The organism is Agrobacterium tumefaciens (assembly GCF_031801495.1).
In the GTDB taxonomy this organism is placed as follows: Bacteria; Pseudomonadota; Alphaproteobacteria; order Rhizobiales; family Rhizobiaceae; genus Agrobacterium; species Agrobacterium tumefaciens_K.
The window spans coordinates 2,639,323-2,657,471 of sequence record NZ_JAOEGC010000002.1 but is presented as its reverse complement, the minus strand read 5'-3'; the positions used below and the strand labels follow the sequence as shown (position 1 = coordinate 2,657,471).

Below are 18,149 nucleotides of genomic sequence, written 5' to 3'. Positions count from 1 at the left end.
AAGAATGTCGATATCGCAAGTTCTGGAAAACATCGCCCAAAAAGGCCCGGTCTTCGAAGCCGGTCACGTCTGGCTTGCAGGAGCGGGACCGGGGGACGTGCGTTATCTCACGCTGGACGTCGCCCTGGCTATCGGGCAGGCGGATGTGATTGTGCGCGATGCTCTGGTCAGCGACGAGGTTCTTGCGCTTGGCGCACAGGCAGAAATCGTTTTTGCGGGCAAGCGCGGCGGCAAGCCATCTGCAACTCAGGACGATATCACCGCCTCGCTGATCGATTTTGCGCGACAGGGAAAGAAGGTGCTGCGGCTCAAGGGCGGCGACCCCTTCATTTTCGGACGCGGTGGCGAAGAAGTCGAGGCGCTCTGCGAAGCGGGCATCCCCTTCCGTGTGCTGCCGGGTATGACATCCTCCTTCACCGCACTTGCTGCTGCCGGCATCCCGGCGACCATGCGGGGCATCAGCCGGGCGATCACGCTTGCCACTGGCCATGCTGCGGGTACCGACGATGACCTGGACTGGCTGGCGCTTGCGAAAACCAAAGAGCCGATCGTCGTTTATATGGGGCTGAAAAACATTGCGACGATTTCCGGACTGTTGATGGCGGGTGGGCGTTCCGGCGAGACGCCAGTTGCCGTCATCATGTCCGCGACGACGGCGCAGGAGCGAATTTTTATCGGCACGCTGAAAAACATAGCCGACGATGCAAAGCGGGAAAATTTTGTAGCCCCTGCCCTGATCGTGATCGGCGATATCGTTTCCGCGCGCGATCGCCTTGGGGTTTCCGGTTCATGACGGCACGCGCGATTATCATCGGGGCGCCGCGTTCCGGATCCGGCAAGACCAGCGTCACCATCGGCCTGTTGCGCGCTTTCGCCCGACGTGGCGTGAAGGTCCGCGGCATCAAGACCGGGCCTGACTATATCGACCCCGGCTTTCATGCCTTCGCCACCGGTTCGCCGGGCCTCAATCTCGACAGCTGGGCCATGCAGCCCGATCTTTTGCGGCATCTTCTGCTCGAACAGGCCGATGGCGCGGACCTCATCATCATCGAAAGTGCCATGGGCCTGTTCGATGGAATTCCGGTTGCTGAAAACCGTAGCGGTTCGGCCGCCGATCTGGCACGCCTGTTCGGTATTCCGGTGCTTCTGGTTCTCGATGTTTCCGGCCAGTCGCAGACGGCGGCGGCGATTGCTCACGGTTTTGCGCATTACGATCCGTCAGTCAAAATGGCGGCGGTGGTGCTCAATCGTGCGGGAAGCGAAAGGCACCGCACACTCTGCTCAGAGGCCATTGAAAAGGGCGGTCTTGCGGTGCTGGGATGCGTGATGCGCGACCCATCGCTTGTTCTGCCGGAGCGGCATCTTGGGCTGGTGCAGGCCAGTGAGCATCCGGAGATAGACGCGCATATCGAAAGGCTGGCGGACGCGATGGAGAAAGCCATCGATCTTGATGCGCTTCTTTCCCTCGCCGTGCCTGTCGATGTACCCGCTGGTCTCACGGGTGCGGCAATCGCGCCGCCCGGTCAAAGGATCGCGTTGGCGGATGACGCGGCTTTCACATTTCTTTACCCGCATCTCAAGAACCATTGGCGTGCGGTCGGAGCGGAAATCATTCCCTTCTCGCCGCTTGCCGATGAGGCGCCGGATGATGCTTGCGACATCTGCTGGCTGCCGGGCGGCTACCCGGAACTGCACGCTGGGGCGCTTGCAAACGCGCTGAATTTCAAGGCTGGTCTTGCCCGGTTTTCCGCGGAAAAGCCGGTCCATGGGGAGTGTGGGGGCTACATGGTGCTTGGCGAGATGCTGGAAGATGCCGATGGCGTCACGCACGCCATGACGGGGCTGCTTTCGCACTCGACCAGTTTTGCCAAGCGCAAGATGAACCTCGGTTATCGGCAGGTCAGGATCATCACGGATGGACCGCTTGGCAAGGCCGATGAGGTTTTGCGTGGTCACGAATTCCACTATGCACGTGTGACGGATTCGGGTCGGGATGAGCCTTTTGCGGAGCTCGCCGATGGGCAGGGGCGCCCGATCGGTGCATCGGGCGGCAGGCGCGGGCTTGTTTCCGGCAGTTTCTTCCACGCCATCGCAAAAGGCGCGTGAGACTTTCTTGTTCGCTTATCGAGCGGAACTCCAGCCTGCGACAAACTGGACTCTATCGTGAAAGTTTGTGGGCGCGGAAAAGGCGAAGTGTTATAAGGCGTGCGTTGATCGCGTATTTTTCCCGCAGCGTGCCATACCGATGACCAGATCCGGATATCTCGCTTCTATCGTCCTTGCTTCCATCTTTGCCATGGCGCCGGTCAGGGCCGGGTTGGAAAGCCTGCGCGCGCATGGTGGCGAGGATTACGCGACGCTTGAAAAACTCGGCGCAGCGCTGTTCGATGATGCCAACCTCTCCATGAACCGCACCATGGCCTGCTCCACCTGCCATATGCAGGCTGCGGGTTTTTCGGATGCGCGAGAGGCGGGAAAGGTTGGTCGGGATGTTTCTTTGGGCGACGATGGGGTGTCGTTGGGCGACCGGAATGCGCCAACTGCGGCCTACGCGAAATTTTCACCGCCTTTCGGCAAGAATGAAGCGGGAGACTACGTGGGTGGACAGTTCTGGGACGGGCGCGCCAGCTCGCTGGAGGCTCAGGCTGAAGGGCCACCCCTCAACCCGGTCGAGATGGGAATGCCGGACAAATCTTCGGTCGTGAAGCGACTGAAGGAAAATCCGGACTATGTGGCGGCCTTCGGCAGCCGGTTCGGGGCTAATGTGTTCAACTCGGATGACGACGCCTACGCCGCAATGACGAAGGCGCTGGCGAGTTTTGAGCGGTCCGACGAATTTTCCACCTTCGATTCGAAATACGACCGGTTCCTGCGTGGTGAGGAAAAACTGACCGATCAGGAAGAGCTGGGGCGGGTGCTGATGTCGTCGACGCAGTTCACCAACTGCAATCTCTGCCATGAAATTCGTGGTTCAAAGGGACTGGAAGACGGGCTTTTCACCAACCACAAATACTTCAATATCGGTGTTCCCGCCAACGGGCCCGTTCGCGCCGTGAACGGTTCGAAGGCGGATACGGTCGATCTCGGTCTTGCACAGAACCCTGCTGTGGGGGGGGATCCGTCAACCCGCGGGAAATTCAAGGTGCCGACATTACGCAACGTCGCGGTGACCGGCCCCTATATGCACAACGGGGTCTTCAAGGATTTGCGCACCGTGGTGCTGTTTTACGTGAAGTACAAAAGCAAGAAGACGAGCCGTCAGATCAACCCGGAAACCGGCGAAAAGTGGGATGTGCCGGAAGTGCCGGAAAACATCGCCATGGAGGAACTCACCTCGGCACCGGCGCTGGACGACAAACGGGTGGACGCCGTTGTTGCGTTCCTGGAGACGCTGACCGACAGGCGGTATGAACATCTTCTGCCGAAAGAGCCCGGGCAGGCGGAAATAGTGCCCGCCCGGGCTGTATCGTCTTCCGTTACGCCGAAAGGGCCTTGAACTCGGCGAGAACCGCGTCACCCATTTCCGAAGTGCTGACCTGACGGGAACCTTCCGCCATGATGTCGGAGGTGCGAATACCCTTGTCGAGTACGTTGGCGATTGCTGTTTCCAATGTCGTTGCCTCATCGACCATGTTGAACGAATAACGCAGGCACATGGCGAAAGATGCGATCATGGCGATCGGATTGGCAATGCCCTTGCCGGCGATATCCGGCGCGGAGCCATGAACCGGCTCGTACATGGCCTTGCGTTTGCCGGTCTTCGCGTCCGGTGCGCCAAGTGACGCAGACGGCAGCATGCCGAGCGACCCGGTCAGCATCGCGGCTACGTCGGAGAGCATATCGCCGAAGAGGTTGTCCGTGACGATGACGTCGAACTGCTTGGGCTTGCGCACCAGCTGCATGCCGCCAGCATCGGCCAGCATGTGTTCAAGCTGGACGTCCTTGTACTTTGCCGCATGGGTTTCGGTGACAACCTGGTTCCACAGAACGCCGGACTTCATGACGTTGCGCTTCTCCATCGAGCAGACGCGGTTGTCGCGCGTGCGGGCCAGCTCGAAAGCGACGCTTGCGATGCGCTCGATCTCGAATGTGTCGTAGATCTGCGTGTCAATGCCACGTTTCTGGCCGTTGCCGAGATCGATGATCTGCTTCGGCTCACCGAAGTACACGCCGCCCGTCAGTTCTCGGACGATCAGGATGTCGAGGCCTTCGACCAGCTCCGGCTTCAGCGAGGAAGCGGCAGCGAGCGCGGGGTAGCAGATGGCGGGGCGCAGGTTGGCGAACAGCTCGAGATCCTTGCGGAGGCGCAGCAGACCCGCTTCCGGGCGATGTTCGTAAGGCACGCCGTCCCACTTGGGACCGCCGACCGCGCCGAACAGGATCGCATCTGCGGCCAGAGCCTTCTCCATGTCGGCATCGGAAATCGCAACGCCATGGGCGTCATAGGCGGAGCCGCCGACCAGACCTTCCTCGACCTTGAACCCGGCATTCTTCTCGTCATTCATATAGGCGATCAGCTTGCGGACTTCGGCCATGGCTTCGGGGCCGATACCGTCTCCGGGCAGCAGGAAAAGCGTGCGAACAGTCATGGAAACCCTCCTTGGGCGGCGCACCGGAAAACGTCAGACGAGGTTTTCGTCAACGGTGGACGCGACATGAAACTCTTTTGCCGTCCTGCTCCGCTTCTGCCGAAACATGGGCGGTCTGGACGGGGTGGGGCTTCTTATCGCTGGTGGAGGGGCTTTTCAAGCAAAGCAAAAGCCGATCCGGTACGCTTTTGCGTTCCATGACCGGCTTTCATAAGGTGCAAAGACTGTTTACGCCCAGGGACGGACAGAGGCATTCGTCTTTTCGAAGGTATCGATCGCGCCGGAATGCTCCAGCGTCAGGCCGATGTCGTCGAGGCCGTTCAGCATGCAATGACGCTTGAACTCATCGATCTCGAACGAGATCGTACCGCCGTCCGGGCCGCTGATTTCCTGCAGCTCCAGATCAACGGACAGAACGGCGTTCGAGCCGCGCGACGCATCATCCAGAAGCTTTTCCAGGTTTTCCGGGCTGACGACGATCGGCAGAATGCCGTTCTTGAAACAGTTGTTGTAGAAGATGTCGGCGAAGCTGGTGGAAATCACGCAGCGGATGCCAAAATCGAGAAGCGCCCATGGCGCGTGTTCGCGCGAGGAACCGCAGCCAAAATTGTCGCCAGCAACGAGAATCTGGGCGTTCTGGTACGCCGGCTTGTTCAGCACGAAATCAGGATTCGGCGTACCGTCTTCAAGGTAACGCGACTCCGCGAACAGACCCTTCCCAAGACCCGTGCGCTTGATGGTCTTCAGGTAGTCCTTCGGGATAATCATGTCGGTGTCTATGTTGACGACCGGCATAGGGGCAGCCACGCCCGTCAGCTTGGTGAACTTTTCCATCTGTCGCTCCGGAATTCTCTTGAACAAAACAGAGCAGGTACGGCCTGTCTCAGGTTCGTTGCAGGAAATACTGCAAAATCCATCTGTTTTGAAGCACAAACACGTAACTTTCGGTACGCTTTCGAGCGTACCGACGGCGTTTTATCCCGCCAAGCCGGAATTAGAGGTCGATGATGGTACCCTTGCCGTCGTTCCATACGCGCATGTCACGCTGCTGACGACCGCGGGTCTTCACCGGAATGGGGGCCGGTTTGAGGCGGGCGGAAACGAGGCGAGCAACGCTGAGAACAGCGAGAACGCCCACAAACGCCACCGTCAACGAAGCGGTGAAGAGAGCGGCCATGGCCAGAATTGCGATGCCGGATGCGGCGATGAAAAACGAACGGATGCCTTGCATGATCCAAACCTTTCTTTCGAGATAAATGTGGGCCTTCTTCATCCGGCTTGCAAGAGGATTCAGGGGGTTGTCAGCTTGCAGATGTCATAAAAGCTTGACACAAGTGCGGCATGGCTAATTTTTTGCATCACAACATCGTCAGGCCACGCCGTTCGTTGCTGTCTGTGCCGGCAATCAATACGCGGGCGCTGGCCAAGATTCATGGCCTTGATTGTGATGGCGTGATCTTCGATCTGGAAGATTCCGTCGCGCCGGAGATGAAAGAAGAGGCGCGTGAAAATCTGGCCGCAGTTTTTCGCGATACCCCTCTTTCCGGGTGTGAGGCGATCATCCGCATCAACCCCTTCGAGACACCGGAGGGGAAGGCGGATCTGGAACTGGTTCTTTCTTGCCGCCCCGATGCCGTTCTTCTTCCCAAAGTCGACGCGCCTTCCGATATTCACCAGATTGCCGATTTTCTCTCCGACAACGATGCGCCAACGGATTTGAAGATCTGGGCGATGATCGAGACGCCCCGCGGAGTCTTGAACGCCGCGGCGATCGCCGAGGCCGCACACACGGCAGATGCCCGACTGTCCGCTTTCGTCGTCGGGCTGAATGACCTGCGCAAGGAAACGCGGGTGCCAGCTTTGCCCGGCCGCTCCTATCTCGTGCCCTGGTTGATGCAGGTGGTGCTCGCTGCCCGTGCCTATGGGCTGGACGTCATCGACAGCGTTTCGAACGACTTCCGCGATCTCGAAAGTTTCGGTCGCGAGTGCGAACAGGGGCGCGCCATGGGCTTTGATGGCAAGATGCTGATCCACCCCGCCCAGATCGAAGCGGCCAACCGCCATTTTGCTCCGGATGCGGACGCCATTGCCGAAGCGCGGGATATCATCGCCGCTTTCGCCCTGCCGGAATCCGTGGGATTGAACGTCATCAACAAAGACGGGCACATGATCGAGCGGTTGCATGTCGAACAGGCCGAAAGGCTTGTCGCCATGGCCGATACCATTGCTGCAAGAAAGGAAAAGACCAAGTGAGAGTTTATCGTTTCATCACCGGCCCGGATGATTCCAAGTTTTGCCATCGCGTTACCGAGGCGTTGAACAAGGGCTGGGAGCTGGCGGGTTCGCCGACCTACGCGTTCAACGCGGCGGCCGGCATCATGCATTGTGGTCAGGCCGTGACCAAGACGGTCGAGGGTAAGGAATATCATCCGGATATTAAGCTCGGCGAGCAGTGACCGGTTGCGCGCCGGTGGATCGGTTTACCGGTCCACCGCAGCTTCGGCGCTTTCCTCGATACGCTCCATGTCGTCATCCGACAGGCCGAAATGATGGCCGATTTCGTGAATGAGGACATGGGTAATGATGTCGCCGAGCGTTTCTTCGTTCTCGGCCCAGTAATCGAGGATCGGGCGGCGATAGAGCGTGATGCGGTTCGGCATCTCGCCGGTTTCCATCGTGAAGCGCTCGGAAATGCCGCGACCTTCAAAAAGGCCAAGCAGATCGAACGGGGTTTCGAGCGCCATGTCCTCGAAGACCTCGTCTGTCGGAAAGTCGGCGATCTCGATGATGAGGTCTTTGGTCAGCGCACGGAATTCTTCCGGCAGGTGGCCATAGGCCTCAATGGCCAGCGATTCAAATGCTGAAATTGTCGGCGCGTGGCGGTCCCGCCAATCGTCGGTCTGGTCAATGCGGGCCATTTCTGCTCCTTATTTACCGGCCATATATACACTCGCGACGCAAATTTCGAGAGCTGAGTGCAAGAAGAGCTGAAATCGCCTGAAATTCTTGGCGTTACGGTTACTTTTCAAGGCTTCATCGTCTTGACACAGATCAGAGTCTCGCGTAATCCGCACCCAAATTGATGGCGTATTGCGCCTTCCGTTTACATCGCGCCGTGATGGCGCGGTTTCACCGGCAGGGTTTTAAAGGGTGTTCAACCCGGACGAAATTCAGCTCATCCGACTGACAAAAAGACGGCCAGCACGCATTCGCGGGCAGAGCCGGAACGAACATGAAAGGATAAAAAATGTTCGCAGTCATCAAGACCGGCGGTAAGCAGTACCGCGTAGCGGCCAACGACGTGCTGACCATCGAAAAGCTGGAAGCAGAAGCTGGCGCAACTGTAGAATTCACCGAAGTTCTCGTGATCGGCGTTGGCGCTGACGCAAAGTTCGGCGCTCCTTTCGTTGCAGGCGCAACGGTTAAGGCTGAAGTCGTCGAGCACAATCGCGGCAAGAAGGTTATCGCCTTCAAGAAGCGTCGTCGTCAGAACTCCAAGCGTTCGCGCGGCCATCGTCAGCATCACACTGTCGTCCGTATCACGGACATCGTTGCTGCCTGATCGGCGCGACACGGGAAACTAGGTTTAAAGGAGCAATCCAATGGCACACAAAAAAGCTGGCGGTTCTTCGCGTAACGGTCGCGATTCCAACTCCAAGCGCCTTGGCGTGAAGAAGTTCGGCGGCGAAGCCGTCATTCCGGGCAACATTATCGTTCGTCAGCGCGGTACGCAGTGGCATCCCGACGCCAACGTTGGCATGGGCAAAGACCACACGCTTTTTGCGCTGACGGCAGGCAACGTGAACTTCCGCACGAAGGCTAACGGCCGCGTGTTCGTATCCGTAGCGCCGAAAGCCGAAGCCGCAGAATAAGCCGGCAGCGTCATATGCAGCCGGTGTCCCAACGACCCGGCTGAGACGCATCAGGTTCAGTCATGAAAAGGGGAGTTGGGGCACCACCCAACTCCCCTTTTTCTTTAACCTCATGGAGGGACTGAACCATGCAAGCTGAATTGTTAAGGGTAGACCAATCACGGTCACCCCAGGATCGGCCTAGGCCCGATCGGTCAAGGAGCGATTGCCCCGTTTTACTGTCGCAGAGGCTGGTTTTGCGCAAGCCTCACGAAGAAGACATCGACGCCCTTGCCCATCTTGCCAACAACGCCAATATCGCGACCATGGTGTCGCGTATGCCGCACCCGTATACGGCCAAAGACGCCGCGGACTTCGTGCGACGCACCAAAGCTGGCGAGATCGGCAAGTGCGTCTATGCGATTACCCGCATGGACAACGGCGAATTCATGGGATGCTGCGGCCTCGAGCCTCAGGACGACGAGAAGACGCTGGAAATCGGCTACTGGCTGGGCGAACCCTACTGGAACCGGGGTTACATGACCGAGGCAGCCCATGCGCTGATCGACATGGCGTTCCGCACCCGTGAGATCGATCAGATCGACGCGCGGTGCCGGGTCACCAACATCGCCTCGCGGCGGGTTATCCAGAAGTGCGGGTTCCAGTTCCAGAGTTCCGGCATGGTCGGCTCGCTGGCTTTGGGCGGCATGGTGCCGGTCGAATGGTACAGGCTGGATCGCAAGACCTGGGTTTCGTTGAAAAGCTGGGGGGATATGGGATGAGTGTTCTGGAGCTGACCCGTCGCCGGCATGCGGATACGATGTCGCCACCCGGCCCCTGCCCTACGATTGAAACGCGCCGGCTGGTGTTGCGTCCGCAGCGCCTGTCGGATGCCGGCAGCATCGCGGAATCCTTGAGCGATTTCGAGGTGACGCGCATGCTTGCGCGCGTTCCGGCGCCCTATCACCGTCAGGATGCGCTGGAATGGCTGATCCTTCGCACGTCCGGCACTTTACCAGACTGGGATTTCGCCATTACCGATGGAGACGATACGCTGATCGGTGTCGTCTCCGTGGAATTGCGGCATGGCGAGTGGCATCTGGGTTACTGGCTCAATCGCTTCTACTGGGGCAAGGGCTACATGACCGAGGCGGTGGCTGCCGTGACCGAGCGTTTTTTCCGCCGCATGCCCGGCGCGATTTTGCATTCGGGCGTGTTTGCCGATAATCCTGCCTCGCTCAAGGTGCAGGAAAAACTCGGCTTCCGCATCACGGGGTGCCACCAGGTCTATGCGACGGCGCGGGCTGCCATGGTCGCGCATATCGATACCGTGTTGACGGAGGAGGATCTCGTTCCTCCGAAGCCACGACACTGAAAGAAACAAGGCCGGTTTTGCCGCAAACCGGCCTTGTCGCCCAGGCGCTTTGCCATGATAGTCTTTGACGTTCCGGGTAAGCGCCTGTATTCGAAGCGGCAGAACCTTTTTTTGATGCAGTACGGCTTTGCCGCACGTGCAACTGAGCTGACAGAACGGCAGTCCGATGAAATTTCTCGATGAAGCAAAAGTCTATATCAAGTCCGGTGATGGCGGTGCGGGTGCCGTATCGTTCAGACGTGAAAAATTCATCGAGTTCGGTGGGCCGGACGGTGGTGATGGCGGCCGCGGCGGTGATGTCTGGATCGAGGTCGTCAACGGCCTCAACACGCTGATCGATTTCCGTTTTCAGCAGCACTTCAAGGCATCCATCGGGCAGCACGGCATGGGCAAGACCCGTACCGGCGCCAAGGGCGCCGATGTGACGCTGAGAGTGCCTGTCGGCACGCAGATTTTTGAAGAAGACAACGAAACGCTGATCGTTGACCTGACGAAGGAAGGCCAACGTTTCCGTATTGCCGCTGGCGGTAATGGCGGTTTCGGCAACGCCTATTTCAAGTCATCGACCAATCAGGCGCCAACGCATGCCAATCCCGGTCTGCCCGGCGAGGAAAAGACTATCTGGCTGCGGTTGAAACTGATTGCGGATGCTGGTCTTGTCGGTCTTCCGAATGCAGGGAAGTCGACGTTCCTGGCGACCGTTACACGGGCACGGCCGAAGATCGCCAACTATCCCTTCACCACGCTGCACCCCAATCTGGGTGTTGCCACCATTGATGGACGCGAGTTCGTGCTGGCCGATATTCCCGGTCTGATCGAAGGCGCGCATGAAGGCGTCGGTATCGGGGACCGGTTCCTCGGCCATGTGGAGCGGACCCGCGTTCTGCTGCATCTCGTTTCCGCGCAGGAAGAAAAGGTCGGCAAGGCGTATAAAACCGTCAAGGCCGAGCTGGATGCCTATGGTGGCGGTCTGACCGACAAGCCGGAAATCGTCGCTCTGTCGCAGATCGATGTGCTGGACGAGAAAGAACTGAAAAAGAAGGCCAAGGAACTGGAAAAGGCATGCGGGCGTCCTCCCCTGCTGTTGTCCGCTGCCGCCCATATCGGCATGACCGAAGCGCTTCGTGAGCTTCGTGACATTATCGTCGATGCCAGCCGTGGCGGCGAAACCGCGATGCCTGATCGCTCAATGCCGGTTGACGAGGAGCTGGAGGACGGAGACGACCGGCTATGACATTGGCTCGAAAACCTCTCGGTAGCCATCACCGTATCGTCATCAAGATCGGTTCGGCGTTGCTGGTCGATCGTAAGACGGGGCTGAAGAATGACTGGCTCGACGCCATCTGTGAGGATATCGCGGCGCTCAAGAAGAACGGCGCAGATGTTCAGGTGGTATCCTCCGGTGCTATCGCGCTTGGCCGCACGGTGCTGGGTCTGCCCTCAGGCGCGCTGAAGCTTGAGGAGAGCCAGGGGGCGGCGGCTGTCGGCCAGATCGCGCTGGCGCGGGCATGGTCCGAGAGCCTGTCCCGCCACGACATTGTGGCTGGCCAGATTCTCCTGACGCTTTCCGATACCGAAGAACGTCGCCGTTATCTCAATGCACGTGCAACGATCAACCAGCTTCTGAAGATCGGTGCGATCCCGATCATCAATGAAAACGATACGGTGGCGACCACCGAAATCCGTTATGGCGACAACGATCGTCTGGCGGCCCGCGTCGCAACGATGACGGGTGCGGATCTTCTGGTTCTGCTTTCGGACATCGACGGGCTTTACACCGCGCCGCCGCATCTCGATCCGGATGCGAAATTTCTCGAGACGATTGCCGAAATCACGCCCGATATCGAGGCCATGGCGGGCGGAGCTGCTTCGGAACTGTCGCGTGGCGGCATGCGCACCAAGATCGATGCAGGCAAGATCGCAACCGCGGCCGGGTGCGGCATGATTATCGCTTCGGGCAAGACGTTGAACCCGTTGAAAGCGATCGAAAACGGTGCGCGTTCCTCGTGGTTTGCGCCATCCGGTACGCCTGTCACGGCGCGCAAGACATGGATTGCCGGGCAGTTGCAGCCCGCTGGCGAAGTCCATGTGGATGCGGGTGCCGAGAAGGCACTGCATGCGGGCAAGAGCCTGCTTCCTGCCGGTGTGAAACTGGTGAAGGGGAATTTCGGCCGCGGTGATGCCGTTGCCATCATCGGATCCGAAGGCCGCGAGATTGCGCGTGGGCTTGCCGGTTATGATGCGGATGAAGCGCGCCAGATCAATGGACACAAGTCAAACGAGATCGAGGCGATCCTCGGTTATGTCGGACGGGCGGCGATGATCCACCGCGACGATCTGGTCATGACCGGCTCTGCCGTCAAAGTAAAAACCACGAAGAAGGATGAAGTCGATGCCTGAACAGGCCGTGAAGCAGAGCCATGATATCGATGCGCTGATGACAGCCATCGGAACACAGGCGAAAGCTGCTGCGCGACCGTTGTCCATTGCTTCAACCGAGCAGAAGAACCGCGCCCTACTTGCCATGGCGTCTGCCATCGAGGCGTCGAAAGAGAAGATCCTTGTCGCTAACGCCAAGGATCTGGCTGCCGCCAAAGGTTCCGGCATCGCCGCGTCGTTTATCGACAGGCTGACGTTGAGCGATGCCCGGATCGATGGCATTGCCGAGGGTATCCGTTCGATTGCGGCTCTCGCCGATCCGGTTGGTGAGGTCATCGCGGCGTGGGATCGGCCGAACGGATTGCATATCGAGCGCGTTCGGACGCCGCTCGGCGTTATCGGCGTGATCTATGAAAGCCGCCCCAATGTGACAGCCGATGCGGGCGCTTTGTGCCTCAAAGCGGGCAATGCCGTCATTCTGCGTGGGGGCTCGGATTCGCAGTATTCATCGCGTGCTATCCATGAGTGCCTTGTCGAAGGTCTGAAGATTGCCGGTCTTCCAGAGCATGCTATTCAACTGGTGCCCGTCACGGATCGTGCGGCCGTCGGCGCACTGCTCGGCGGGTTGAACGGCACCGTTGACGTTATTGTGCCGCGTGGCGGCAAGAGCCTTGTGGCCCGCGTTCAGTCGGAAGCGCGCGTGCCGGTTTTTGCGCATCTGGAGGGTCTTTGCCACATCTACGTCGACAGTTCGGCAAATCTGGAGATGGCGAAGAAAATCGTGGTGAATGCCAAGATGCGCCGTACCGGCATCTGCGGTGCAGCCGAAACGCTGCTGGTCGACAGCGCTGTTGCCTCGACGCACCTCGCGCCTCTGGTGAATGTGCTTGTTGAAGCCGGATGCGAGGTTCGCGGCTCGCGGGCGGTGCGTGATATCGTTGCCAACGTGCAGCCCGCAACCGAGGAAGACTGGCGTACCGAATATCTCGATGCGATCATTTCTGTGACGGTCGTGGACGGTATTTCCGGTGCGATCGATCATATAGGTACCTATTCGTCCAACCATACCGAGGCTGTGATTGCCGAGGATGCGGCGGTCGTCGAGCGTTTCTTCAACGAGATCGATTCGGCCATTCTGCTGCACAATGCCTCGACGCAGTTTGCCGATGGTGGCGAATTCGGCATGGGCGCCGAGATCGGCATCGCTACCGGCAAGATGCATGCCCGCGGTCCGGTTGGTGTCGAACAACTCACCTCCTTCAAGTACCGGGTGCATGGCACCGGCCAGACGCGGACCTGATATTTGGCTGCCGAAGCAAGGATCGACAGGCGTTATCTCACCATGCCGCATACGGAGCGCGGCATGGTCGTCGGCCTTTTCGGCGGATCCTTCAACCCACCGCATGCGGGCCATGCACTGGTTGCGGAAATCGCACTTCGCAGGCTGGGACTAGACCAGCTCTGGTGGATGGTGACACCCGGAAATCCGCTGAAAAGCCGGGCGGAGCTTGCGCCGCTCGAAGATCGCATCGCGGCATGCGAGAGGCTGGTCAGCGATCCGCGCATCAAGGTCACGGCCTTCGAGAAATCGCTGGGTGTCAGCTACACAGCCAATACGCTTGCCAGGGTGAAGGCGAAAAACCCGCATGTGCGCTTCATCTGGGTCATGGGGGCCGACAATCTGAAAAGTTTCCATCGCTGGCAGAAATGGCGGGCGATTGCGGAAACGTTCCCGATTGCGGTGATCGACCGGCCGGGTTCCACACTCTCCTATCTTTCCTCGACCATGGCGCAGGCGTTCAGCAATGCTCGGGTCGATGAGGATGATGCGGGTGTGTTGTGGAAGAAGCGCGCTCCGGCATGGGTGTTCATTCATGGTCCGCGCTCGACGCTCAGTTCCACGGCTCTGCGTAACGGTCACAAATGATGTATGATGTCGGCCGTCGAGGGCCATATCTTGAAAAGTTAACGCTTTGGTGCCACCTTCATTGTGTGACGCAGAGAATCGCGTCGCGCAGTGCCTGTTTTGTCATTCTTGGAAAGGAAAACCTCTGACAACAGTTCACGCCAAGGGAAGAGCGCATGTTGCTATCCCGAAGGGCCAGGACAGTGGCGCCGATGCCGCCGGACACGCCCTCGAAACCGTCCTCGCGAGCCTCGAGGACTCAAAGGCCGAAGATATCGTATCTCTCAACATTGCCGGGAAATCGGCGCTTGCGGACTACATGGTCGTGGTCTCCGGGCGATCGAACAGGCATGTTTCAGCGATCTGCGAGCATCTTCTCAAAGACATGAAGGATGAAGGGTTCGGCAGTGCACGCGTCGAAGGTCTCGAGACTGGCGACTGGGTGCTGATAGATACGGGCGATATCATCGTTCACGTATTCCGGCCGGAAATCCGTGAGTTCTATAACATCGAAAAGATGTGGGCGACACCGGACATGCCGGAAGAAACGCTGCATTGAGGCGGTTCTGAAGTCGGCTTTAAGGCGGGCTGCATAGGAATCCGCGAAGTATGCTGTTATGAGCGTAACCCGATTGGGTTGCGACAGGACGGTTTTGAATGCGGATTTCGATTTTTGCGGTGGGACGGCTGAAATCCGGCCCCGAAAAAGATCTTGCGGCCCGTTACATCGAACGTCTGGCAAAAACCGGTCCGGCGATCGGTCTCGAATTTGCACGCATCATCGAGGTTGCTGAGAGCCGTGCCTCTAACTCAGAAACGCGCAAGCGCGAAGAGGCTGCGATGTTGGAAAAACATCTGGCAGATGGCGCTGCCCTGGTGCTGCTCGATGAGCGCGGCAAGGCGCTCGACAGCCCGGCATTTGCGGAGTTTTTCGGCAATCTGCGCGATAGCGGCAAGCGCGATGTGGTAATCGCCATCGGTGGCGCCGATGGTCTTGATCCTTCCCTTTACGACAAGGCGGTGGCGGTTCTCAATCTCGGCAAGTTGACCTGGCCGCACCAGCTCGTGCGCATTCTGATTGCCGAGCAGCTTTATCGTGCAGTCACCATTCTCTCAGGGCACCCTTATCACCGCGTCTGAAGCCCGCGCCGGCCTTGAGAAGATGTCTCAATTTCAACACGAAAACTTCTCAACACGATGAAGCAGGGATCGGCTTTGGCGCTTGCCTCTTGGTGAATTGCGGCGAAGCAGCGTAATGTCGTTCACCACGCTTTGGCATCAAAGAAAGTTTCAATGAACAAAAGGCAGCAGAAAAAGGGGCAAATGGCCTTGGCGGGAGCGATGATCGCTGCCGTGGCTTGTGGTCTTCTTCCGGCTGGCTTTTCAGTTGCGCGTGACGATGCCGGAGCCACGGCGGCAGACAGTGGCAATGCGGCGCCGGAAGAACTGCAGGCTCTTGAACAGCGCCGTGACCAGAACCGGCAGGATCTCGAAGAGCTGGTCGACAGCATCGGTCTTTCCGAAGACAAGACGCGGCAGTTGGAGAACAGCATTGCCGCGCTCGATCAAGACAGTAGCCGTATCCGGCAGGAACTGATCGATTCCGCCGCAAGGCGCAAGGATTTAGAAAGTAAGATCAGTGATGGCGAGGACCGCCTTGCCAAGCTCGGTGTGCGGGAAGACGGCGTCAAGGCGTCGCTAAGAGAACGGCGCGGTGTGCTGGCGGAGGTTCTCGCAGCACTTCAGCGCATGGGACGAAATCCACCCCCTGCTCTTCTCGTTTCACCGGAAGACGCGCTTGCTTCGGTGCGCAGCGCCATTCTGCTGGGCGCGGTCGTTCCGGGTATCCGAGCTGAAGCTGACAAGCTTGTGGTCGCTCTCAAAGAATTGACCGATCTGCAGCAGGCAATCGCTCGCGAAAAGAGCGATCTTACGGGTATGATGACAGCCAGTCTGGAAGAGGAAAAGCGCCTCGACCTTCTGCTGAAGGAGAATGATCGCCGTAATACCCAGACGGCGACCGAGCTGGAAACGGAGCGCAAGCGTTCCGAAGAGCTTGCGAGCAAGGCGACCAGTCTCGAAGGACTGGTGAGTTCTCTTGAAAGCGAGATAAGTTCGGTGCGTGAAGCCATGGAAAAGGCGCGGGTGGAAGAAGAGCGTCTGGCGCGTCTTTCCGAGGCTGAACGTGAAAAAGAGAGAGCCGGCGCCGACTCTGGAACGCCTGATAAAAACCGCATTGCGCCCGCATATCCCTTCGCAAGTTTGAAGGGAAAGCTGGAGATGCCGGTATCGGGTGACGTGTTGAGGCGTTTCGGCGATGCCGATGGGACGGGTCACTTTTCCAGAGGTCTTGTTGTTGCGACGGGGCCTGAAGCGTTAGTGACGGCCCCCGCAGATGGATTTGTCGTGTTTGCGGGAGATTTCCGCAGTTACGGCCGCATGATCATTCTCAATACCGGCGACGGTTATCATGTGGTTCTGACAGGCATGGACAATGTGAGGACACGGCAGGGGATGTTTGTATTCTCTGGCGAGCCCATCGCTTCGATGGGCGCAAAAAGAGTAGCAAGTGCAGCAGCATTGGCGCTGGAAACCGACAGGCCAACGCTTTACATTGAATTCAGGAAAGACGGCGTGCCGGTTGATTCTCAACCGTGGTGGACCGCGAAAAATACCGGAAGGGCGCACAATGATTCGTAAGGTTTCGCTTCTCCTTATTGGTGGGCTTATGGGCGCCACCGCGATGAGCGTGATTTATTCGGCGAGCATGCCGGCGCAGGCCGCCGGACCTTCGACCTACAAGGAACTGTCGATCTTTGGCGACGTGTTCGAGCGGGTGCGTGCGCAGTATGTGACGCCGCCGGATGATGAGAAGCTGGTTGAAAACGCCATCAATGGCATGCTCAGCTCGCTCGATCCGCATTCGAGCTTCATGAATGCGCAGGACGCCAATGACATGCGCACCCAGACCAAGGGTGAGTTTGGCGGTCTTGGCATCGAAGTGACCATGGAAAACGAGCTGGTGAAGGTCATCTCGCCAATGGACGATACCCCGGCTGCCAAGGCTGGTATCCTCGCTGGCGACTTCATTTCGGAAATTGATGGAACGCCGGTTCGCGGGCTGAAGCTTGAGCAGGCGGTCGAGAAGATGCGCGGCGCGGTCAAGACGCCGATCAAGCTGACGATCATCCGCCAGGGCGCCGACAAGCCGATCGAAGTGACGGTTGTTCGTGACATCATCGCGGTGCGGGCCGTGAAGTCGCGCGTCGAAGGCGATAATGTCGGTTATCTTCGGGTGATTTCTTTCACCGAAAAGACCTATGACGACCTCGAAAAGGCGATCAAGAAGATCAAGGCGGACGTTCCGGCCGACAAGCTCAAGGGCTATGTGCTCGACCTGCGCCTCAATCCCGGTGGTCTGCTCGATCAGGCGATCAATGTTTCCGACGCGTTCCTCGAGCGCGGTGAAGTTGTTTCGACCCGTGGCCGCAATCCGGATGAAACCCGCCGCTTCAATGCAACCGCAGGCGATCTGACCGACGGCAAGCCGGTTATCGTTCTCGTCAACGGTGGCTCTGCATCGGCTTCTGAAATCGTTGCTGGCGCTCTTCAGGACCTGCGTCGTGCTACGGTTCTCGGCACACGGTCCTTCGGCAAGGGTTCCGTTCAGACGATCATTCCGCTCGGTGAAGCTGGGGCCCTGCGCTTGACGACGGCGCTCTATTACACGCCGTCCGGCAAGTCGATCCAGGGCACGGGTATCCAGCCTGACATCAAGGTTGAGCAGCCGCTGCCTGCGGAGCTGCAAGGCAAGGTCACCACGGAAGGTGAATCGGGTCTGACCGGCCACATCAAGGGACAGAGCGAAACCGAAGAAGGCTCCGGTTCTTCCGCTTACGTTCCGCCGGAAGCCAAGGACGATATCCAGCTGAACTACGCGCTGGATCTTCTTCGCGGCGGCAAGACCGATCCGGCGTTCCCGCCGAACCCGGAAAAGGCTGTGGTCAACAAGCAGTAAGATGGAAGGCGTCGCTCATGCGGCGCTTTTT

Annotated in this window: 21 protein-coding genes; 17 read left to right on the top strand and 4 right to left on the bottom strand. The window is 58.7% G+C overall.

The genetic code is table 11. The annotated features are described in order from the left end of the window. Positions 1-4 precede the first annotated feature (4 nt). From cobA to N7578_RS22140, 3 genes are all read left to right on the top strand, one after another. On the top strand, positions 5-793 hold the full coding sequence (gene cobA, locus N7578_RS22150; RefSeq protein WP_311112365.1) for a uroporphyrinogen-III C-methyltransferase: 789 nt from the start codon (positions 5-7) through the stop codon (positions 791-793). Beyond that, entirely contained in the window at positions 790-2,106 is a 1,317-nt protein-coding gene (locus N7578_RS22145; protein WP_311112364.1) for a cobyrinate a,c-diamide synthase, read from the top strand. Before cobA ends, N7578_RS22145 begins: the two co-directional genes overlap by 4 nt. 190 nt (positions 2,107-2,296) lie before the next feature. Continuing rightward, positions 2,297-3,496, top strand: coding sequence for a cytochrome-c peroxidase (locus tag N7578_RS22140; protein WP_422646739.1), 1,200 nt, complete (start codon positions 2,297-2,299; stop codon positions 3,494-3,496). Here the strand turns inward: N7578_RS22140 and leuB are convergent. The 3 genes from leuB to N7578_RS22125 all read right to left on the bottom strand — a co-directional run bounded on the left by leuB (position 3,477) and on the right by N7578_RS22125 (position 5,820). Further along, complete coding sequence (leuB, locus tag N7578_RS22135; RefSeq protein ID WP_311112362.1) at positions 3,477-4,589, bottom strand: 3-isopropylmalate dehydrogenase; 1,113 nt, start codon at positions 4,587-4,589, stop codon at positions 3,477-3,479. The two genes, N7578_RS22140 and leuB, sit on opposite strands and share 20 nt — an antisense overlap. Positions 4,590-4,817: 228 nt before the next feature. Beyond that, on the bottom strand, positions 4,818-5,423 hold the full coding sequence (gene leuD, locus N7578_RS22130; RefSeq protein ID WP_311112361.1) for a 3-isopropylmalate dehydratase small subunit: 606 nt from the start codon (positions 5,421-5,423) through the stop codon (positions 4,818-4,820). 160 nt (positions 5,424-5,583) lie between these two features. Then, positions 5,584-5,820: a hypothetical protein gene (locus tag N7578_RS22125; protein WP_311112360.1), complete on the bottom strand. Its 237-nt coding sequence runs from the start codon at positions 5,818-5,820 to the stop codon at positions 5,584-5,586. 110 nt (positions 5,821-5,930) lie between these two features. Between N7578_RS22125 and N7578_RS22120 the strand changes: the two genes are divergently transcribed. Next, positions 5,931-6,842: a CoA ester lyase gene (locus N7578_RS22120; protein WP_311112359.1), complete on the top strand. Its 912-nt coding sequence runs from the start codon at positions 5,931-5,933 to the stop codon at positions 6,840-6,842. Further along, on the top strand, positions 6,839-7,045 hold the full coding sequence (locus tag N7578_RS22115) for a DUF1737 domain-containing protein (protein ID WP_311112358.1): 207 nt from the start codon (positions 6,839-6,841) through the stop codon (positions 7,043-7,045). The genes N7578_RS22120 and N7578_RS22115 overlap by 4 nt, the downstream gene beginning before the upstream one ends. A 24-nt stretch (positions 7,046-7,069) precedes the next feature. Here N7578_RS22115 and N7578_RS22110 read toward each other — a convergent pair whose 3' ends face one another. Then, complete coding sequence (locus tag N7578_RS22110) at positions 7,070-7,507, bottom strand: metallopeptidase family protein (RefSeq protein ID WP_311112357.1); 438 nt, start codon at positions 7,505-7,507, stop codon at positions 7,070-7,072. A gap of 329 nt (positions 7,508-7,836) precedes the next feature. Here N7578_RS22110 and rplU point away from each other — a divergent pair, with 329 nt between their 5' ends. The 12 genes from rplU (at position 7,837) to N7578_RS22050 (ending at position 18,118) form a co-directional block, all read left to right on the top strand. Beyond that, a complete protein-coding gene (rplU, locus tag N7578_RS22105) occupies positions 7,837-8,151 on the top strand; it encodes a 50S ribosomal protein L21 (RefSeq protein WP_138795174.1) in 315 nt (104 codons plus the stop codon). Between the two features lie 40 nt (positions 8,152-8,191). Continuing rightward, complete coding sequence (gene rpmA, locus N7578_RS22100) at positions 8,192-8,461, top strand: 50S ribosomal protein L27 (protein WP_062424761.1); 270 nt, start codon at positions 8,192-8,194, stop codon at positions 8,459-8,461. 128 nt (positions 8,462-8,589) lie between these two features. Then, complete coding sequence (locus N7578_RS22095; protein WP_311112356.1) at positions 8,590-9,222, top strand: GNAT family protein; 633 nt, start codon at positions 8,590-8,592, stop codon at positions 9,220-9,222. Beyond that, a complete protein-coding gene (locus N7578_RS22090; RefSeq protein ID WP_311112355.1) occupies positions 9,219-9,815 on the top strand; it encodes a GNAT family N-acetyltransferase in 597 nt (198 codons plus the stop codon). Before N7578_RS22095 ends, N7578_RS22090 begins: the two co-directional genes overlap by 4 nt. Before the next feature lie 166 nt (positions 9,816-9,981). Further along, positions 9,982-11,049, top strand: a complete 1,068-nt coding sequence (gene obgE, locus N7578_RS22085) for a GTPase ObgE (protein ID WP_311112354.1) — start codon at positions 9,982-9,984, stop codon at positions 11,047-11,049. Next, positions 11,046-12,215 carry a glutamate 5-kinase gene (gene proB / locus N7578_RS22080; protein WP_311112353.1) on the top strand — a complete coding sequence of 390 codons (1,170 nt, stop codon included), beginning with the start codon at positions 11,046-11,048 and terminating at the stop codon, positions 12,213-12,215. The genes obgE and proB overlap by 4 nt, the downstream gene beginning before the upstream one ends. Then, positions 12,208-13,494, top strand: a complete 1,287-nt coding sequence (locus N7578_RS22075) for a glutamate-5-semialdehyde dehydrogenase (protein WP_311112352.1) — start codon at positions 12,208-12,210, stop codon at positions 13,492-13,494. Before proB ends, N7578_RS22075 begins: the two co-directional genes overlap by 8 nt. A gap of 42 nt (positions 13,495-13,536) precedes the next feature. Next, the gene (locus N7578_RS22070; protein WP_311112586.1) at positions 13,537-14,121 is read left to right on the top strand and encodes a nicotinate-nucleotide adenylyltransferase; all 585 of its coding nucleotides are present in this window, start codon (positions 13,537-13,539) and stop codon (positions 14,119-14,121) included. A gap of 94 nt (positions 14,122-14,215) precedes the next feature. Then, on the top strand, positions 14,216-14,659 hold the full coding sequence (gene rsfS, locus N7578_RS22065; RefSeq protein WP_311112585.1) for a ribosome silencing factor: 444 nt from the start codon (positions 14,216-14,218) through the stop codon (positions 14,657-14,659). A gap of 98 nt (positions 14,660-14,757) precedes the next feature. After that, positions 14,758-15,240 (top strand): 23S rRNA (pseudouridine(1915)-N(3))-methyltransferase RlmH, encoded by a 483-nt coding sequence (rlmH, locus tag N7578_RS22060; RefSeq protein WP_311112351.1) that lies wholly within the window; start codon positions 14,758-14,760, stop codon positions 15,238-15,240. A gap of 153 nt (positions 15,241-15,393) precedes the next feature. Then, on the top strand, positions 15,394-16,800 hold the full coding sequence (locus tag N7578_RS22055) for a murein hydrolase activator EnvC (protein ID WP_311112350.1): 1,407 nt from the start codon (positions 15,394-15,396) through the stop codon (positions 16,798-16,800). Then, on the top strand, positions 16,790-18,118 hold the full coding sequence (locus N7578_RS22050) for a S41 family peptidase (RefSeq protein ID WP_311112349.1): 1,329 nt from the start codon (positions 16,790-16,792) through the stop codon (positions 18,116-18,118). Before N7578_RS22055 ends, N7578_RS22050 begins: the two co-directional genes overlap by 11 nt. Positions 18,119-18,149 lie beyond the last annotated feature (31 nt).

What these genes read in the sequence shown, in the direction of transcription:
- cobA (WP_311112365.1), top strand. Translation starts at nt 5, where the DNA reads ATGTCGATATCGCAAGTTCTGGAAAACATCGCCCAAAAAGGCCCGGTC.
- N7578_RS22145 (WP_311112364.1), top strand. Translation starts at nt 790, where the DNA reads ATGACGGCACGCGCGATTATCATCGGGGCGCCGCGTTCCGGATCCGGC.
- N7578_RS22140 (WP_422646739.1), top strand. Translation starts at nt 2,297, where the DNA reads ATGGCGCCGGTCAGGGCCGGGTTGGAAAGCCTGCGCGCGCATGGTGGC.
- leuB (WP_311112362.1), bottom strand. Translation starts at nt 4,589, where the DNA reads ATGACTGTTCGCACGCTTTTCCTGCTGCCCGGAGACGGTATCGGCCCC.
- leuD (WP_311112361.1), bottom strand. Translation starts at nt 5,423, where the DNA reads ATGGAAAAGTTCACCAAGCTGACGGGCGTGGCTGCCCCTATGCCGGTC.
- N7578_RS22125 (WP_311112360.1), bottom strand. Translation starts at nt 5,820, where the DNA reads ATGCAAGGCATCCGTTCGTTTTTCATCGCCGCATCCGGCATCGCAATT.
- N7578_RS22120 (WP_311112359.1), top strand. Translation starts at nt 5,931, where the DNA reads ATGGCTAATTTTTTGCATCACAACATCGTCAGGCCACGCCGTTCGTTG.
- N7578_RS22110 (WP_311112357.1), bottom strand. Translation starts at nt 7,507, where the DNA reads ATGGCCCGCATTGACCAGACCGACGATTGGCGGGACCGCCACGCGCCG.
- rplU (WP_138795174.1), top strand. Translation starts at nt 7,837, where the DNA reads ATGTTCGCAGTCATCAAGACCGGCGGTAAGCAGTACCGCGTAGCGGCC.
- rpmA (WP_062424761.1), top strand. Translation starts at nt 8,192, where the DNA reads ATGGCACACAAAAAAGCTGGCGGTTCTTCGCGTAACGGTCGCGATTCC.
- N7578_RS22095 (WP_311112356.1), top strand. Translation starts at nt 8,590, where the DNA reads ATGCAAGCTGAATTGTTAAGGGTAGACCAATCACGGTCACCCCAGGAT.
- N7578_RS22090 (WP_311112355.1), top strand. Translation starts at nt 9,219, where the DNA reads ATGAGTGTTCTGGAGCTGACCCGTCGCCGGCATGCGGATACGATGTCG.
- obgE (WP_311112354.1), top strand. Translation starts at nt 9,982, where the DNA reads ATGAAATTTCTCGATGAAGCAAAAGTCTATATCAAGTCCGGTGATGGC.
- proB (WP_311112353.1), top strand. Translation starts at nt 11,046, where the DNA reads ATGACATTGGCTCGAAAACCTCTCGGTAGCCATCACCGTATCGTCATC.
- N7578_RS22075 (WP_311112352.1), top strand. Translation starts at nt 12,208, where the DNA reads ATGCCTGAACAGGCCGTGAAGCAGAGCCATGATATCGATGCGCTGATG.
- N7578_RS22070 (WP_311112586.1), top strand. Translation starts at nt 13,537, where the DNA reads ATGCCGCATACGGAGCGCGGCATGGTCGTCGGCCTTTTCGGCGGATCC.
- rlmH (WP_311112351.1), top strand. Translation starts at nt 14,758, where the DNA reads ATGCGGATTTCGATTTTTGCGGTGGGACGGCTGAAATCCGGCCCCGAA.
- N7578_RS22055 (WP_311112350.1), top strand. Translation starts at nt 15,394, where the DNA reads ATGAACAAAAGGCAGCAGAAAAAGGGGCAAATGGCCTTGGCGGGAGCG.
- N7578_RS22050 (WP_311112349.1), top strand. Translation starts at nt 16,790, where the DNA reads ATGATTCGTAAGGTTTCGCTTCTCCTTATTGGTGGGCTTATGGGCGCC.